The 17,792-nt window shown below is 49.2% G+C and carries 10 protein-coding genes and 2 pseudogenes; 6 read left to right on the top strand and 6 right to left on the bottom strand.

The window, feature by feature from the left end; all coding sequences use genetic code 11:
- Positions 1–197 precede the first annotated feature (197 nt).
- From ACKFKF_RS29205 to ACKFKF_RS29215, 3 genes are all read right to left on the bottom strand, one after another.
- Positions 198–1,799 (bottom strand): glycosyltransferase family 2 protein, encoded by a 1,602-nt coding sequence (locus ACKFKF_RS29205; RefSeq protein ID WP_446870884.1) that lies wholly within the window; start codon positions 1,797–1,799, stop codon positions 198–200.
- Between the two features lie 152 nt (positions 1,800–1,951).
- On the bottom strand, positions 1,952–2,701 hold the full coding sequence (locus tag ACKFKF_RS29210; protein WP_446870885.1) for an HAD family hydrolase: 750 nt from the start codon (positions 2,699–2,701) through the stop codon (positions 1,952–1,954).
- Complete coding sequence (locus ACKFKF_RS29215) at positions 2,679–4,193, bottom strand: mannitol dehydrogenase family protein (protein ID WP_446870886.1); 1,515 nt, start codon at positions 4,191–4,193, stop codon at positions 2,679–2,681. The genes ACKFKF_RS29210 and ACKFKF_RS29215 overlap by 23 nt, the downstream gene beginning before the upstream one ends.
- Positions 4,194–5,328: 1,135 nt before the next feature.
- On the opposite strand from ACKFKF_RS29215, the gene ACKFKF_RS29220 reads away from it, so the two are divergent.
- Both ACKFKF_RS29220 and ACKFKF_RS29225 read left to right on the top strand, forming a co-directional pair.
- Positions 5,329–6,288, top strand: coding sequence for an aldo/keto reductase family protein (locus ACKFKF_RS29220; protein ID WP_446870887.1), 960 nt, complete (start codon positions 5,329–5,331; stop codon positions 6,286–6,288).
- A gap of 410 nt (positions 6,289–6,698) precedes the next feature.
- Positions 6,699–7,633 (top strand): annotated as a pseudogene (locus tag ACKFKF_RS29225) (IS110 family transposase).
- 226 nt (positions 7,634–7,859) lie between these two features.
- On the opposite strand, the gene ilvB reads toward ACKFKF_RS29225, so the two are convergent.
- From ilvB to ACKFKF_RS29240, 3 genes are all read right to left on the bottom strand, one after another.
- Positions 7,860–9,695, bottom strand: a complete 1,836-nt coding sequence (gene ilvB / locus ACKFKF_RS29230; protein ID WP_446870888.1) for a biosynthetic-type acetolactate synthase large subunit — start codon at positions 9,693–9,695, stop codon at positions 7,860–7,862.
- Between the two features lie 297 nt (positions 9,696–9,992).
- A complete protein-coding gene (locus ACKFKF_RS29235; RefSeq protein WP_446870889.1) occupies positions 9,993–11,267 on the bottom strand; it encodes an MFS transporter in 1,275 nt (424 codons plus the stop codon).
- Positions 11,268–11,422: 155 nt separating this feature from the next.
- Positions 11,423–12,067, bottom strand: coding sequence for a hypothetical protein (locus ACKFKF_RS29240; protein WP_446870890.1), 645 nt, complete (start codon positions 12,065–12,067; stop codon positions 11,423–11,425).
- 145 nt (positions 12,068–12,212) lie between these two features.
- Between ACKFKF_RS29240 and ACKFKF_RS29245 the strand changes: the two genes are divergently transcribed.
- The 4 genes and pseudogenes from ACKFKF_RS29245 to ACKFKF_RS29260 all read left to right on the top strand — a co-directional run.
- The gene (locus ACKFKF_RS29245) at positions 12,213–13,409 is read left to right on the top strand and encodes a ferrochelatase (protein ID WP_446870891.1); all 1,197 of its coding nucleotides are present in this window, start codon (positions 12,213–12,215) and stop codon (positions 13,407–13,409) included.
- Positions 13,410–13,698: 289 nt separating this feature from the next.
- The gene (locus ACKFKF_RS29250; protein ID WP_446870893.1) at positions 13,699–14,157 is read left to right on the top strand and encodes a Fur family transcriptional regulator; all 459 of its coding nucleotides are present in this window, start codon (positions 13,699–13,701) and stop codon (positions 14,155–14,157) included.
- Between the two features lie 275 nt (positions 14,158–14,432).
- A complete protein-coding gene (locus tag ACKFKF_RS29255) occupies positions 14,433–16,451 on the top strand; it encodes a hypothetical protein (protein WP_446870894.1) in 2,019 nt (672 codons plus the stop codon).
- Positions 16,452–16,702: 251 nt separating this feature from the next.
- Positions 16,703–17,792, top strand: a pseudogene (locus ACKFKF_RS29260) (hypothetical protein); the annotation flags it as partial.

Raw genomic sequence — 17,792 nt, forward strand, 5'->3', positions numbered from 1 at the left:
GATCGCAAATAACGTATTGTTCCGTCAGTTCGACAAAGTTTTTTTGCTTCGTTGCTCAAATCTTCTCCCCAGACCGCCAATTATGGAAGACTTTGAGACAAGATTTTCGGTTTAATATCTCTCACTGATGGGGATTTAAGGGATAACCTGAATCTGCAACCGACGTAGGTCACTTCTGTCGCACTGGCGTTAACTAGCTATTCACAAGTGGCGGCAAAGGCTGGAGTCTTCAAGCCAAGATACTGTTGCCAAAATGGAGTCGATGTCATCTCTTGAGCGGCGTTCTTCCAATCTGTACTGGCCGTTGACCATCTTTGACGACCTTGGGCAGCAACTTGAAACCATCTTGTTAACAGCTTTACACCCGCCAACTTGTCTATTTCATCTTGATTTTCATAAGTCCGACTAAGCTTTAAGATGTTGACGTGAAAGACATCAGGTTCAGACTTTGTGATCAGATCTGGCCCTTTTAGATAATCTTCAAACGCTTGAATTAACATCTGGGCCCGATCGTAATCAGGTTTCGTCAACGCAAGAATGATTTCTTTGGTAAAGTTGCTGACGGTGTAGGTGTAGCTTGGCGCAAAGTGAATGGCATACGCGATCAAGTCATTGCGGAAATAGTAGTAGGTTTCCCAATTCAAATTTTTAGCAGAAGCCGGAAGATGCCACACTGCCATTGAAGGAAAAGTGACGATCGGTACCCCCAACGCTCTCTTAGCTCTCATACAAAACTCTACATCGTCCAGCTTAATAAAAAGTGGCAGCGGCAACTTCAGCTTGTCAACGATCGCTTTAGAAAAAGAGCAAAACCAAAACCCTCCATAGTCTGCATCTTCTTCAATTAGTAGGCGATTGAGAGAAGCAGGCGATCTCAGGTCGATATTATGGTTGAGAGGCGTTAGAGAACCCGAAGCACCCTTCGTTTTGGGACTTTCATTGTAGGTCGCTCCGGCTTCATATAACATATGCTTTTTGTTTAAGTTGAGTAAGCCACCTGCAACAATAAACTCGGCTTTTGCATATCCATGTAACGCAAATAGTCTATAAATACTGCCGCTTTCTAACTCAATGTCATCATCCATTAATAGAAAGTGAGAGTAGCTGCCTTCTTCTAACGCTTCAACTAACCCTCTTGTAAAACCACCGCTACCGCCTGCATTTTTATTAGGAACTAGCTTTAGTTTGGGATCTCCAAAATTGCTTTTATCTAGGGTCTGACCGTTATCTACTACAAATACTTTAAAGTTCTGCTCTTGCAGTGATTTGTCTTGCAGAATATTATTTAGCGTATTTTTGATATACTCTTCTTTCTTGAAGGTACAGATCACGATTCCAAGAGACACTTCTCTTAATTTTGGCTCATCTGTTGCGATCCAGCCCTCTGCAAAGATGCCTCGATCGCTCAAACAAGTGATTTCAAAGTAGATTCTGCCTGCGCTTTCGTTCTGAAGGAGTTCGATCGGTTGCAGTTTAATCGGATCAGAAAGCTGGCACTGCTTAAATGTTTCCTGAAAGATAGTTTCTTTTGCATCTGTTCCGTTAACTTCACGGTAAAGAGAAACCTGAAAATCTCCTTCTAGTTTTAGTGTGTAATAGATAGAGTGGAGCGTTGTATATTTAACGTAGTATTTTTCATAAAAAGAATTGAAGTAGGAGCTTGAAGAAACCGTTCCTCCCTGACTGAGTACAACTTGGCTTTCTTCTTGATCAGCGATCGAAGCCGCTTGATTCCATTGAAGATATAAGTCAGAAGTATTGGCTAATCTAGGAAACTTTATTACACTGATAATGTTCATAACAATCTACCTGACGTTCTCCGTAAGTCAATCTCTTTCACCTGTCTATTAACGTTAGGAAAGAGTAATCGAAATAGACTCATTCCTTCGACTGATTTGGCTTGGTCAAGGCGTTTTGGTGAAACAGGTTGAGATATTTTAAGAAAGTAAGTTTAAGAAAGTAAGGGCGATTGTGACAGTAGCTCAATTAAGTCAGGCATTTGCTCAATGATGAAGTGGGCCCCTGCCGATCGCAGCATTGAAGCACGACTACTACGTTCACTTTGGTTGATGTGCGTCCCGCCAATATAGCCAACGACTTGTGGAATTTTAGCCGACGCCGCAGACTTTACTCCGCTGATTGAGTCTTCAACCGCTACACAGTGCGAAATGTCAGCATTCAAAGCCTTTACCGCATAGAGATAGATGTCTGGCAAGGGCTTGGGTCGTCGGGTAGAGAGAGAATCATGAGCGCTAAAGATGCGATCGTCTGGAAAATAAGCAGTCAACTCAGAAGCCGCCAGACAAGCACTCAATCGCCGCAGACTACTATTACTCACTAGGGCAAATTCAATAGTTTGATCGCGCAGATCAGACAACACCTGGGGCGTTCCTGGGGTAGCCCTCGCTTCTATTGTCAGGTGATCGATCGATCGGTTTTCTTCTTCGATGACAAGTCGCTCCAGATCAGTTTCAGTGAGTGCAGTGGGTGTGTCTGCGTAGAGTAGCGCCAAAATGTCTCGATAAGGCTTGCCCGCAAAAAGTTTGACAAACTCTGGCAGATCATAAAACTTTGCGCCAGAAAACGCTTGAGCTACCTCAGTCGTTAGCTGCCAGGCACTCTTAAGCGCAATGATTTCGCTATCGACAACCGTGCCATCGTGGTCAAACAGCACCACTTTATGCGGCTGAAATGATTGCATCCTGTAAACGCTCCTCACTGTAGTATTTGAGTGTTGCTAACAATCCATGAGCCTGAAGATCTTGCAGGGCCTGATCACAGTCGCGATCGAGCGCCTCTGTGCATTGATCCGGTGTTAATCCAACAATTTGACTGAACGCTGCGCCTGACCGAATGGCAGTTAGTACCTCTAGTTTGTCCTCAACAGCATAGTCCTTACCCGACTCGATCGCGCGCTCTTTAACTACAAGCATCCAGGCAGCGATCGGGAGAATCAGACGCTTTAAGTTAACGGTCTGGCTGTGGGCATCTTGCAGGATCGGAACAATGTATTTGCCTAGTTTTCTGGAGGTTTCTGCTGAGATGCGCTCGATCGTATCGGGGAGTGCTTCGTTACTAAATCTAAGTAGCACTTGTTCCTTGTACTGTTCGCACATCTGATGAGGTATGGGGGTAGCGGCGGCGATGTCGTCCATTAAAAGTTGAGTAAATAAGCGAAATTCTGGTAGTCTAACCGCCTCATGGACATACTCAATCCCGGCTCTGACCGCTAGACAAGCAATAAAGGAGTGTACAGCATTCAAAAACCTCGACTTCATATACAAAAAGGGTGTAATGTCGTCGGTCATGATCACCCCCGTGTCTTCCCAAGTGGGACGATCGCCTTTGAACTTGTCTTCTACCACAAATTGCCAAAAGGGTTCTGTGACGATCGAGGCGCGATCGCTAACTTGCAGCAGTCGGCGAGGATAGTCTGCGTGAGACTCATGCGCTTGAGGCACAATTCTATCGACAACGGTGTTGGGAAAGGTTGCTCGCTCACGAATGTAGGCGGCAAGTTGAGGATCAATCCGATCAGCATAGGTCAACACAGCCTGTTGTAGAATTTCGCCATTTCTGGGCAGGTTGTCACAAGACAATGTGGTGAATGGGGCAATTCCTTGATCACGGCGGCGACGGAGAGCTTCGACAATAAAGCCAATCGCGGTAGTAGGTGTGGAAGGGTCGTTTAGATCATGCACGATCGCGGCCTGAGTTGTATCGAGATGAAACCGCGAATCTAGACAATAGCCTGCCTGGGTGATAGTCAGCGTCACGAGATGTACCGCAGGCGACTCCATCAAATTTAGAATGTAGTCCTGGTTTTTTGTTCCATCAACAATTTGATTAATCGAGCCAATCACCTCTGCTGACTCATAATTTTCGTCACAACAATGGCGCTCGATCAAACTGTAGAGAAAGTTTTGGGGTTGTAGGGTTGCGATCGTGCGACGGCTCTTGAGACTCACTCCACAGATACCCCATCGCTGGTCTTGAAACCGCTTTTGGGTCAGATAATGATGAATAATCCGGGCAAGGTGTCCTCTAAAAAAGCGACCAGGGCCAAAATGGACAACGCCCGTACTCAGTGCTCTGCGATTGTAGGGAGACTGCTGATCCCATAAGTCAGTGAGCGTATTGAGGGAATTCTCTGAATGTGTAAAGCGAGTAACTGGCGAAAGGTAAGTGTTCATAACATTCTTTACAAGGCAGGTATCAACTGTGAGAGGTCGTGTCAAGGAGAGCGTTAAACTCTTTTGAAACACTGCCGCTTAATTGGCTGTCGGAGGACTGGAAGAGTCAGCGATCGCGGTCAATGTTTTTGAGGTTGTCTAGAAAGCAGTGAATTCTCTCGATCAAGCGGGGTGAGCAGTTACAATCCAAAATGACTTGATAACCAGCGTGGATTAAATCCTTGCAATTAGATGCTGAAATACTTTCAGAATGATCGATTGAGTCTAAGCATCCGCAGAAGACGACTTCAAATGTCTGGCTAATTTCACAGTTTGTTATTTACATTCCTTGCTAATTACTTTCCTCGACAACTTAATTGAGTCTTCTTATGGTATTGACGATCGATTACCTCTGCTATCTACCGTTGGTCAAATCTATAAGGTTTAACAAATGGATCTTCTATACCAAGCTCTGTTACACATCGAGTTTGAAGTAGTTTTGATCAATTTAGATTGGTTAAATTCTTTCTACAGAAAGTTGACTCAATTTCTATAAAATTCTTCAGAGTAGATAGCCGTTAAATTCTAGAAATCGGCTTAATTGCCACCCATGCCAGCACAATAAAGCTTCAGCCAAATAAAGAGGTCTACCATCTGACTGAGTAGCTGTCTGGTTGTCCTCCCTCGTTTGTCAGAGGAGAGAAACCACAAAAACCTCTAAGCTGATCCTTAATGCATTAAAAACGCTAGATCCCTCCTAAAAAGGGAGGAACCGAACCAAAGTTAACCTTTTTGATGCAAAGTTCCCCTTAAGAAGGAGAATTTAGGGAGGTCGAAATTCGGCAATCAATGAAACAATCTCAATTTTCAATCACTGACTCTACAAAAGTGAATTTTGTTAACGTCAGTTCAATGAACGCTTCGCTTCGCTTTTAGATCCAGGCACGCCCCCTAAATCCCCCACGAGTGAGGGACTTTGAACCAGAATTCCTCTCTGAAAGTCCGCCAAAATTGGCAGCTTGGGGGGCAGAAGCCGTGAATACCGAAGCGAAAAAACTCTCATCGAATTCACGTTTTGTTAGGGTTAGCTACAGCCTTGATTGCTAGGCATTCTTCTACAAAACCAGACCGTTTGTTACAAGGGAAAACATCAGTTATGCAATATCGACAGCTTGGTAGTAGCGATCTTACGGTTTCTGAAATCGCACTGGGTTCCTGGTTAACTTATAGTGGTGGAGTCGAACGGCAACAAGCCGAAGCCTGCATTCACAAAGCGTTTGACGTTGGAATTAACTTTATCGACACGGCAAATGTTTATGGGCGAGGTGCCGCTGAGTCTCTATTAGGAGACGTTTTACAAGGCATCGATCGCGCTTCCTATATTTTGGCGACCAAGGTTTACTTTCCGATGTCCGATCGCGACCAGGGTTTATCAGCGGCTCAAATTCGCAAGCAGATCGATGATTCACTTCAGCGGCTCCGCACCGATTATGTCGATCTCTATCAGTGCCATCGCTACGACACAAACACCCCGCTCGAAGAAACCATGACCGCTCTTACAGAAGTCGTCCGGCAAGGAAAGGCGCGCTATATCGGCTTTAGCGAGTGGAGTTCTGCTCAGATCCAGGCTGCTCTCAACCTTCCTGAAGTAGAAAAGTTTGTCTCTAGTCAGCCGCAGTACTCGATGATCTGGCGCAAACCAGAGGCGGATGTGTTTCCGCTTTGTGGGGCAAATGGGATTGGTCAAATCGTCTGGTCGCCTCTTGCTCAAGGCGTTCTCACAGGCAAGTACAAACCTTGCGAAGCTCACCCTCAAGACTCTCGCGCAACCAACGACAAAATGAATGGGTTTATGTCTGACCTATTGAGCGATCGGGTTCTGAGTGCTGTTCAAAATCTCAAGCCGATCGCCCAACGACTCGACCTCTCAATGGCACAGCTTGCCTTGGCGTGGGTGTTACGAGATGAGCGCGTGTCTTCTGCCATCATTGGAGCCAGCCGCCCCGAACAAGTTGCAGACAATGCTGCCGCGTCGGGTGTGCGTCTGAGTGATGACGTGCTACAAGAAATCGATCGGGTACTTGAGCCTGCTTTACTATCCGCAGCAACTCGATGACGACTGTAGAAAGTTTACTGTCCAATGTCTAGCATCCTGGTTGACTGACAAAACTCCTGAAACCCTTGATTTTTCGTAGGTTGGTGTTGAGCAACGCGAAACCCAACAGCAGCCTTTCTACCGTTGCTAACGTTGGGTTTCACCAGGTTCTACCCAACCTTGTATCTTGAGGTTTAGGCAACCCGTCCCAACCTAGGTAAAAAATACCGCTTTTTAGCAAGGGTGCCTGTACGCTAAAAAAGAGCGTGGACAATCCCGTTCAACCCAGGTGCAAAAGACACCGTTTGGTAGCCCCGGAGCCACGCTGTCAGCCTGATGATGCAAGCTCGAACAATCGCGCTTAGGATCAACCTCGGATTCGCAAGGACGAGTTGTCAAAGGGACAAAATAACTTATCCCTAGCATAAACGATGACACCAGAAAAAACATGGGTAGGCGTTGATATCTCTCAAGACAGTTTAGATATTCACGTGCTGCCCAAGGTCTGACCTTACAACAGCCCAATAGCGAAGTCGGAGTGCAAGCCCTGATTGAGCAATTACACCCGCTTGTCCCCACTTTGGTGGTCGCCGAAGCAACGGGTGGATTAGAGCGTCTGTTGGTCAGGGGTCTGCAAGCCGCAGCGATTGACGTTGCCATTGCCAATCCTCGCAAAGTCAAAGGGTTTGCCGTGGCGTTAGGTAAAGCGAAAACGGACAGACTGGATGCAGAGGTGATTGCTCGATTTGCCCAAACCGTGCAACCTCGATCGCAACCCATCGTAGAAGCGTCAGCTCAACAACTGAGTGACTTAGTGCGTCGCCGACGGCAGTTGGTGGAAATGCAAGTTGCGGAGAAGAACCGCCTGTGCCGGGCCTCAAAAGCCGTGGAAGCCGACATCAGCGAACCTATCGAGCAGATACAGAACCGCCTGGACTCGCTCAACGAGCAGATTCAAACCCTAGGCGCACAACAGCAAGACTGGCACCGTAAGCGTGAGATTCTCCAGTCCACTAAAGGCATTGCTCAAGTGACCGCCGCCCTCTGTTTGACCGAATTACCCGAACTGGGAAAACGCTCGGACAAGCAGATTGCTCGCTTAGTCGGGGTTGCCCCCCTGAACCACGACAGTGGCAAACACCAGGGCAAACGCATGATTGCGGGCGGGCGCACTGCCCTGCGCTGTGGTCTGTATATGGCAACTCTGGTCGCCACCCGCCATAATCCCGTCATTCGCGAGTTCTACCAACGCTTACTGGGCAACGGCAAGCTGAAAAAGGTTGCTCTCGTTGCCTGTATGCGGAAGTTACTCGTGATTCTCAATGCCATGATCCGCCATAACCAGACTTGGCGAACTTCCACTTAGTCAAGCGCTCAAGCGACTCTTCGGGATGCAAACGGTGATCCAGCACTGCCATTTTGTCTTGCACATTTGGAAATGAAAATTTCTTTCTCTTCCTATTGACTTTCAAGACAATTGCTACAGAAGTCGATGTTATTTAGTTTTCGTTCCTAAGAAACTGCTTACCCACAGAAAAGGAAACCTGGGGGAGAGCGCTCTTGATTTGAGCAAGGTCTCTCCCCTCTAATCGTTACAGCTTTGTCCCACAGTCAGGACAGAACCGATTGCTCGCAACATTTTTGGCGTTACAGTTGCTGCAATACATTAGCTCAGTGGCTTTCTCTAGATTTTTGCGCTCTGGTAGACCAATCATCTGGGCATTGCTGTGACCATTGGGCACCATCGGGTAGCAATTTTCATGACGATTGACGCGCACATCCATCAAAACTGGCCCATCGTGAGATAGCATCTGAGCGATCGCGCTACTCAGTTCGTCTCGTGACTCAACTCGAACGCCTTTCACCCCAAACGCCTCCGCCAGCTTCACAAAGTCGGGCATTCCTACTTCCATGTTGGAGGAAGAATAGCGCTCATCGTAAAACGCTTCTTGCCACTGGCGCACCATGCCCTGCCAGCCGTTGTTGATAATGACGGTTTTGACGTTGATGCGATGTTGGGCCAGCGTCGCCAATTCTTGCAGGTTCATTTGAAAGCTCGAATCACCACTAATGCAGATCACCTGCTCATTAGGCACTGCCACCTTTGCGCCCATTGCAGCGGGGAGTCCAAAGCCCATCGTTCCCAGCCCTGCGCTAGAAATCCAGCGACGCGGCCCATTTTTGAGAAACTGAGCGGCCCACATCTGATGCTGACCGACATCAGTGGTGTAGTAAGCATCGGGCGCTTGCCGACCCACTTCGACGATCACTTCTTGGGGCGAGAGTTTGTCAGGATAGTGCGGCACTTCTAGCGGATAGTCTTGTCGCCAGCGATCGATGCGTTCTAGCCAATGGTGAGTTTGTCCAGGATTGACCGGATCGCCTTCTTCGGTGCTGCGAGTCAACAAATCAGTCAGGACTTGACGCACATCACCCACGATCGGCACATCAGGCATTCTCACCTTGGCCACTTCCGCCGGGTCGATGTCGATGTGAATCACTTTGGCCCGAGCGGCAAACTCGTCTAGCTTGCCCGTCACGCGATCGTCAAATCTGGCTCCGACTGCAATCAGCAGGTCACATTCAGTTACCGAAAAGTTGGCGTAAGCGGTTCCGTGCATTCCCAACATGCCAACCGAGAGCGGATGATGCTCATCAAAGGCACCGATCCCCATCAGCGTGGTTGTGACAGGCAACTTGAAGCGTTCTGCCAGTTCTTTGACTTCGGCGTGAGCATTGGCGGCGATCGCGCCTCCTCCAACGTAGAGCAGGGGACGTTCGGCTTTACGAATCAGCTTCAGCGCCTGACCAATTTGACGAGGGTTGCCTTTGAGCGTAGGACGATATCCCGGCAGTCTGACGGAACCTGGCTCGACGGGCAGGTAGTCAAATTCTTCGACCCCGACATCTTTAGGGACATCAATCAGAACGGGCCCGGGCCGTCCGGTGCTGGCAATATAGAACGCCTCAGCGACGATTCTGGCCATGTCTCTCGGATCGCGCACCACATAGGAATGTTTAACGATCGGGAGCGTAATTCCATAAATGTCGGTTTCCTGAAAGGCATCACTGCCGATCGCATGGCGAGGTACTTGCCCCGTAACGATCACCATCGGAATCGAGTCCATATGGGCTGTCGCAATCCCTGTGACCAGATTGGTCGCGCCTGGGCCAGAAGTCGCAAAGCAAACGCCTACCTTGCCCGTCGCACGAGCGTATCCATCCGCGGCATGGGCCGCCCCTTGCTCATGTCTGACGAGAATGTGTCGAACCCGACCTGCCGCCTCTGCTCGATAAAGCTCGTCGTAGATGGGTAAAATCGCCCCACCCGGATAGCCAAAAATGTCCGTTACGCCATGCCGTACCAGGCTGTCGATCAACGCAAAGGAACCTTTCACCCGTTTTACTGCCACACTTTGCAACTGCACTGGGGAACCTCGCCAATCCATTTAAGTGAATAGTTTCTTATCTATTTTTGTATCCAAAGATGCAATAGATAAAAAACTAGTGTAGTTCTGATTACGATCGCTGTCGAGACGAGCTGACCCGCGAAAAGATTCGTAATGCTGACTATGATTACACTTTAAGGGTTTTGGTGACTCAAAACGTGTGAGGAATTGGTGACAAAAGGGATGGGCAGTCGGACTTGCTAAACTGAGCGCGATCGAATACGGAACCTATTCCTCCAGGGTTGCCTGGGCGTTTGAGGCTAGATACTAGCCCCTCTAAATCACGTCTTTCAAGACTTTCTGCGTATTGCGCCAGGCCCAGACGCTGACCACGACAATGATCAAACTCATGCCCCACAAGACTTTTTCGAGCTTTAGCAGATCGGTTAGCGGGCCCGTGATCGCCAAAGGCACACTCAACGCAATGTTCACCACATTATTTTGGAAGCCAAACACCTTGCCGCGCATCGATTCGGGGGTTTGTTGCTGAATTAAGGTCTGCATCGGCACCGCCACCAGCGAAGCCCCCAACCCAAACAACCCACTCAACGTCAAACTCAAGTACAGATTTGTCGTAAAGCTGAACATCGTCAAAACGAACGCCATACACAAAAAGCCAACCAGCGGCAACGGCTTGTGGTGAAAGCGATCGCCCCAGTGCCCCAATATGCCCGCCCCAAAGACCATTCCCACACCCGCCGCCGCCAGCAGATAGCCAAACTGAGTCTCTTCTAGCCCAATTTTGGCAGTTAAGTTAATCGCCAATACGGTCAACGCTGCCAGCACCGAGTAGAGAATCATCAGTTGCAGCATGGCATTGCTGACTAATCGATCCTTTTTGAGATACGAAAGTCCCGCTTTAAAGTCGCTCCAGGGATGGACACTCACCTCTTTGGGCTTTTCTTCGGTGTCGCGCAGGGGCAATAGATAAAGGACGATGCCTGCTGCCAGATATAAGCCACCAACCAAAATTTCTCGACCCCAGTCAGCGTTGAAATTAGTTGCCAGCTTGAGGAGCGGATCGCCGATCGCAAACCCCACAATCAGCGACCCAATCATCGTCGTCGAAAAGAGCGCATTTGCCGTCAACAGGTTTTCTCGACGCACGATAAAGGGAATCACAGCCTGCTCTGCGGGCGCAAAAAACTGCGTCAAAATCGATTCGAGAAAGGCGATCGCCAACAAAATTGCAAACGCTCTCGGCACAAAGGGCAGCGGCAACAGCAAGAGCATGATTCCCCGTGCGGTATTGCAGCCACTGAGAATGGTTTTTTTGTCGTAGCGATCGACAAAGATTCCCGCTGCCGACCCAAAAAAGATTGCTGGAAGGGTCGCCGCAATCATCACGGCAGACCGCATTGAGTTTTCGGGCATTGTCCAGCCGTTGATCGTGGGCGGATCATAATTGACCAGCAGCGCAATCAGCAGCACAAAAAAAACTTTATCGGCAAGTTGAGATAAAATCTGCCCGAACCACAAGGTCATAAAGGCGCGGTTTTTCACCAATGCCTGAAAGCCAGTACCAGAGGGCTGAGAGCGAGTAGGAAGCATAAGGTGGCGATGGTTGCTTAAAAGAGATGTGGTAGAAAACCTCCCCCAGGGTTGCTGTCAAGCCTAGATGTGGATCAGCGTTTCGTATGATTCATCACAACTGTATCTGAAATACTCTGATTTGCACGGGTGCACAGGATATTTTGAGGTGGGGTCTAGCTTCCAGTGTCTGCTTGCGTCTCGGCTTCGTACTTTTGACATAGCGCAGTTATGAAAGTGGCGAGCGTTACGGGAATTGAGGCATTGGGGAGTGGGGGAGCATCTTTTTTGAGTAATTCCCCGGATTGGGCTGATTTGATCCAATGTCCTGAGATGGTTTGGGGCGATCGCCACAGATCCAAATGTCCCACTCCAGGGTCAGCGTAAAAACTGTCTAAACCGTTGCCGAGAAGTGCGGAACTCCAATGCGTGAAGTAATCGTGACTGGCGCGATGAATTGGAAAGTTTGCCTCCAAAGGCACGCCCCACCCATCTAGGGCAATCAGCGCTTTGACGGTGCCCCCTCGTTTTTGCCAGAGACGGGCTGCCCCGATCGCCCCCACCACACCCGCACTAAACGCAATAAACAGCAAAGGATCGCCAGAAAGGGGAGCAAGAAACTCTAAAAGGTGAAGCGGCGAATAAGCCGGGAGTTTCTCAATTGGAAAAGTCACGGACTGCTCTAGATAGTGCAACCCCTCAACTCGAAGCGACCCTTGGCGGGTATCTTGCAAAGATCGTAGCCCATTCATAAAGTTCTCTGTCAAGGCGGGTGAATGCATTCCTGGACAAATCACAACCTTCAGTTTGCTTTCCGCCATTCTGTGCTTTCTTTCCTCCGAGCAATTCTTTTAATTCGTTATCTTTTCTACCAATCATGCCCCCAGAGGGGATGTTAGTGTGAAACAAGGAGACATTAATCGCACTGCGTCTCCACCAGTCCTGTATCGAATTTGAGGATAAAACGTGGTTGCAACGCCTGAAAAACTCCGCCAATCTGGATCAGAAGCCTCTGCTAACTCAGACTCTAAGCGCGATCGAGTAGCTGTTTTGTTGATGGGTTACGGTGAAGTCGAGAGCTACGAAGATTTTGCCAACTACAACGAACAGGCCCTTAACTTACTGACTGCCAAGTTTGCACCCGTCCCGACTTGGGTGTATCCCCCTTTGGCCAAGCTTTTGGCAATGTTTGATCTGCACGAGTGGAGCCACCAGCACGATCAGTTTATTTCTCCTCACAATGCCATCTTTGAGCGTCAAAGAGCAGGCGTTGAGAAGGCGCTTCAAAACCGCTGGGGAGAACAAGTCAAAGTATTCAAAGCCTTTAACTTTTGTCAGCCGTTTTTGCCCGAACAAGTTCTCGAACAAATCAAGCAAGAAGGCTTCGATAAGATTCTCATCTACCCGCTGCTGGTGGTGGATTCAATCTTTACCAGTGGGATCGCAGTCGAGCAGGTGAACATCGGACTGGCAAAACTGACCGATCCCGGTGCCGAACACTGGCTCAAAGGGACGCGCTACATTCCTTCTTTCTACGATCAGCCTGCCTACATCGATCTGATGGCAACGATGGTCGAAGAGAAGATCCAGAGCGATCTGGCGGTGGCGCATCTGCCCTCCCAAACGGGGATCATTCTGATGAATCACGGTTGCCCTCACAAAGCCAAAGGCTTCACATCTGGAATTGATGAGAGTCAAAAGCTGTACGATCGCATTCGAGAACGCCTGATTTATCGCTATCCCCTCACCTCGGTCGGCTGGCTCAATCACCAAACCCCGCTGATCGAATGGACGCAGCCCAACGCGGATCTCGCAGCCAGAAATTTGATCAATCTTGGAGCGACGGCGCTAGTCTTCATGCCGATCGGCTTTGCCACCGAAAACCACGAAACGCTGCTTGATGTAGACCACATCATTCACAGTCTCCGCAGCAAGCATCCCGAAGTCACTTATGTACAGATGCCCTGTGTGAACGATCGATCTGACTTTTTAGAGATGGTCGCAGAGTGGGCCCATCCTCAGATCGAGGCGCTGTTATCTGAGCAGGCGGTTGCGGTCAATCCTGCTCTGGCAGTTTCTCAAGCTCAACATGGACACGATCACGGTCACGATCACGGTCACGATCACAGTCATGATCACGGTCACGGTCATCACCACCATTAATTTCATCTGTAAAAACTGAGGAATGAGTGCAGGATGAGAGGTGTTCTAGCATTCATTCCTTTTTTATTTAGCAAACCCTTTCACGCTCTAGAATAAAGTTGTAGCGAGTTTGCTTTAGCCTGTGATAGAACTAAAGCAGAGGAACAAATGTTCAGAATTCTTCTCAAAAAGATAGAGACTACACCCATCTAAAAAGGTAGAAACAAACAGGCTGATCTGCGATCGTTTTTGCTTTTGAATGCTTTGAGAGAAGATCCAAAAATCGCACCATTACAAACCATTCAAATGTATGCAAAGTGAAGCACCCGCAGTAAAGCCGATTCGATCATTAAACGATGCGATCGAGCGTTGTCAAGCTTTGGGAATGCGTTTGAGCCGTCAGCGTCGATTTATTCTGGAGCTACTCTGGCAAGAACAGGAGCATTTATCTGCACGCGAAATCTACGATCGCCTCAACCATCAGGGCAAAGAAATCGGTCACACGTCAGTTTATCAAAACCTAGAAGCGCTGTCTGATCAGGGAATCATTGAATGTATCGAGCGATCGGATGGTCGGCTGTATGGTAATATCAGCGACGCTCACAGCCACATTAACTGTCTTGACACGAATCAAATTCTAGACATCCACATCGACCTGCCCGCCGACCTCATTCAGCAAGTCGAAGCGAAAACAGGCGTGCGAATCACTCAATATCATATAAACTTCTACGGATATCGCGGATCTCAAGAATCTGAAGGTGTAGCTTAAAAGACACTTCTGTCAATTTGCTTTTCTTTCAAAACAGTTGTCTTATTAAGACTGCGATCGTTCCTGAAACTCGTAGGCTCAAACCTCAATTTCATTTCGTCTATAGGCTCTCATCGTCAGTAGGCTGATTTTGTGTATTTCCCCGAAACGCTCCAGCTCTTTAGGAAATATTAATTGAGTAAAAACAATTGGGTTAGCTTGACCAAACCAGCGATACCCCTTGGTTAGAGCAAATGTAGAATAGCCAAACTCCCGACCTGTGCCCGCACGAATTCATGGCCAGAAAACCCCCAATCCCTACCTGGTTTCCGGTCTTCCCGAAGCCCAAATCTTCTAATGAATCAAGACAGCCCGATCCAGAGGTCTCCGATCCAGAAGCATCCCGCGATCTGCTAGTCGAAGATCTGCCCGAAGTGGACGCTGCGCCTGACGTTGACTCTGACCAGCCCTCAGATCAGACAGTCGCCCCCCAAACCCTTTCTCAAGGGACGCAAAAAAGCCTGCAAGGAATTGGCGCGATCGCCGAGGCTTGGAGATGGCAACTGATTTGGTTGGGGATCATGGCGGCCGTTGGTGGAACGGGGGTCGGCGCTTTTATCTGGCTCTCACAGGCACCCCCCGCGATCGATTGCAAAAAGATCTCAGACTGGTCGGCGGATTCGGAGCGGCTGTTTTGTGCTCAGCAAGCGGCCCAGTCGGGTAAGTCAGATCAGATTTTGGCGGCGATTAATCTGGTCAAAAATTGGACGGTTGAGCATCCCCTCTACGCGCAATCTCAGGCGCTTTTGCAAGATTGGTCAAATGCCGTCTTGATTTTGGCCCGCGATCGCGTTTCGCAAAGAGATATTAAGGGAGCGATCGCCCTGGCCCGCCAGATTCCTCGCAAGAGTGCTGTGTATAAAGATGCTCAAGCCTCTATCGAGTTTTGGCAAGAAGAATTTAATCGAGGACAGGTGATCTACGACAAAATTCAAGCAGATCTCAAGAAGCAAAACTGGAATCTAGCCTCTCAGCGGATTGGCGAGTTGAGTCTGGTGACTGATCCCTCATGGCAAGAGCGATTGACGACGATTCGGCAGCAAGTCACGCACGAGAAACAAGGTTGGCAGGCGCTCAAAGCGGCCCGAGACTTTGCTCAAGCGAATCCACCAGAACGATGGGGACGGGCGATCGCGCTGACTGACTCCATTAAGCGCAGTACCTATGTTTGGGCGCTTCAGGCTCAGACTCAAGTGGTTCGCTGGCGCAATACGGTCTTTGCTTTGGCGATCGTGCGACTAGGTAAAAAAGATTTGGTCGGCGCGAGTAGTTTGGTGGACTCGATCCCCAAAAGCGTCAAGCTGACTTCGGACAATGAAGATCTGGTGCGGCTGATTCGAGCTAGGCAAATTGAGGCAGACGACAACTACGGCCAACCTGCCCTCGAACGGCTGGCTCCCTTACTGCTGGCTTCTCAACTGTTGCAGCAAATCAATCCTCAGAGTCCTTTTTATGCTCAGGCTAGGGCGCTCTTGCCGAGACTGGATCTGCAAGCTCAGAATTTTGTGCAACTTAATCTCGCAAGCACGCTATCTAATCTGCGGCAGATTCCCACGTTGAAGCTGGCGATCGACCAGGCAAAACAGATTTCGCCCAATCACCCGCGTCGCCTCCATGCCCAGACGCTCATCGCCCAATGGCGCAAAGAAATTGAGTGGATGGAAGACCGTCCCATCTTTCGTCAAGCCCAACAGACGGCTAAGTCAGGCAAAATTGGTGAGTTGCGATCGGCGGTGGCGATGGTGCGGTTGATTCGTCCTAAGCGGGCGCTCTATCCCGAAGCTCAGTCTCTGATGTCAACGTGGATTTCTCAAATTCAAGTCATCGAAGACACGCCGATTCTCAATGAGGCGAGAGCGGTGGCGGCCAATGGAAAACTGGGGCAGGCGATTCAGGTGGCTTCTAGAATTCGATCGGGTCGAGCGCTTTATGGCGATGCTCAATATTTGATTGGAGAATGGGTCTACCAGATTCAGATTATTGAAGATCGTCCGATTCTCAATCAGGCTGCGTCTTTGGCGAGTCAAGGGTATTTGACCAGAGCGATCGATGTCGCTTCTCAAATTGCCCCCGGACGAGGCTTGTATGGGGAAGCTCAGGGATTAATTCGCCAGTGGGCAGCGGAACGGGCTGAGATTTGGCGACAACGGGATCAAGAAGCAGCCAGTCAAGATTCACAATCTGACCAGTCAACCGAATCAGACTCGTCGCCCAGTGAGGAAGAATCATCCTCCGATGAGTTACCGCCGCCCTAGGGAGATGAGATCACAGGAGAATTGCATTAATCTAAATCATGAATGCTCTTAAAGGGTGAATGCCTTGTCTCGAAGTTCCCCAAATGGAGGGCTAGGATCGTCAGTCCAACAAAATTGCCATGTGAGTGATTTTTGGGTTTGTTTAGATCTTATGTTTAGATCTACAGTTTTTAGCTGAACATCGATGTGAAAAAAACCTCATTGAACTCGTGTCTCCCCAAGCTTTTTGGTTTTCCCTACTCTTCTGACCCATGACCCTCGATCGCTCCCCTAATTCACTACGGCTCATGGTCATTGAGGCAGATCCGCTGTTGCGATTGGGTTTGGTGACGGGGTTGGGCCGATTTACTGATCTGCAAGTGGTCGAGGTGGAGACGGTGACGATCGCCCTGCAACGGTTGGCGGATCGACGAAATGGGGTGGCGATCGACGTAATTCTGCTGGGATTAGATTCACAAACGCCCATTGAGGTCTGTCAGTCTCTCAAATCTCATGCGCCAGTTTTGCTGCTAGGGTCTGTGTCACCCACGCTGCTGTTGACTGCTTTTGAAATGGGAGTCGAGGGCTATTGTCCGCAGGGAAGCTCTCTAACCGCGTTGGTGCAAGCAATCCGACGGGTGGCAGCCGGAGAAACGGTTTGGAATCTAGAAATTTTGCAAGGTGCGGCTCCTCCGATGGTCAATCCCATTGCGGTACTGCGGCAAAATCTGCGATCGTCGAGTCTGCGTCAAATCGAAGCGGCTCTGGCACAACTGACTGAGGAACTGCGATCGTCCACCCTGTCGCCCGTCGATCGCGCCTTATTGCTGGGACAACGGCGTGAACTGAGAGCCGCTAGATGGCTGGTCAAAAAACTCTTGCCGCCTGCTGTGGGAACGATCGCTTCAGAATCAACGCTGCCGATCGCATCGACTGCACAGCTTTTAGACTCGACTACCCAACTGGCTCCCACTGCTCAGATCGAATCGGTGCCCGTAAGGACTTCTAGAAATGGACAGGCGCACCTGTTCGATCGCGTCTCGGCGAAACTTCAATCCAGCCTAGAAAACCTCACGTCAACGCCTCTAGAAATCGACATTCTCAAATCAGAACGCAAGCGTGAACTTTTTTATACAGTGCTGCGGCAGATTGAGGCGAGTTTGGATGAGTTGCGTTTTTCTCAGGTGCAGTCTGATCAATTGGTTGAGAAACAGGCTGTGATCCTGCGGGATCTGTGGCAGGCTGTCACGACTGAATTTTTTGGTCGATATTACACGCTGCAATCGCGTCAGCAGCAAGTCGAAGTCGTTCCTGCGCTTTTGCAAGAAGCTAGCTCGGTGCAAACTCAGATTCTCGATCGCA

This window comes from Phormidesmis sp. 146-12 (assembly GCF_052939495.1).

Coding starts and splice junctions, on each gene's coding strand:
- ACKFKF_RS29220 (WP_446870887.1), top strand. CDS start 5,329: ATGCAATATCGACAGCTTGGTAGTAGCGATCTTACGGTTTCTGAAATC.
- ACKFKF_RS29210 (WP_446870885.1), bottom strand. CDS start 2,701: ATGCAATCATTTCAGCCGCATAAAGTGGTGCTGTTTGACCACGATGGC.
- ACKFKF_RS29215 (WP_446870886.1), bottom strand. CDS start 4,193: ATGAACACTTACCTTTCGCCAGTTACTCGCTTTACACATTCAGAGAAT.
- ACKFKF_RS29240 (WP_446870890.1), bottom strand. CDS start 12,067: ATGGCGGAAAGCAAACTGAAGGTTGTGATTTGTCCAGGAATGCATTCA.
- ACKFKF_RS29235 (WP_446870889.1), bottom strand. CDS start 11,267: ATGCTTCCTACTCGCTCTCAGCCCTCTGGTACTGGCTTTCAGGCATTG.
- ACKFKF_RS29250 (WP_446870893.1), top strand. CDS start 13,699: ATGCAAAGTGAAGCACCCGCAGTAAAGCCGATTCGATCATTAAACGAT.
- ACKFKF_RS29255 (WP_446870894.1), top strand. CDS start 14,433: ATGGCCAGAAAACCCCCAATCCCTACCTGGTTTCCGGTCTTCCCGAAG.
- ACKFKF_RS29205 (WP_446870884.1), bottom strand. CDS start 1,799: ATGAACATTATCAGTGTAATAAAGTTTCCTAGATTAGCCAATACTTCT.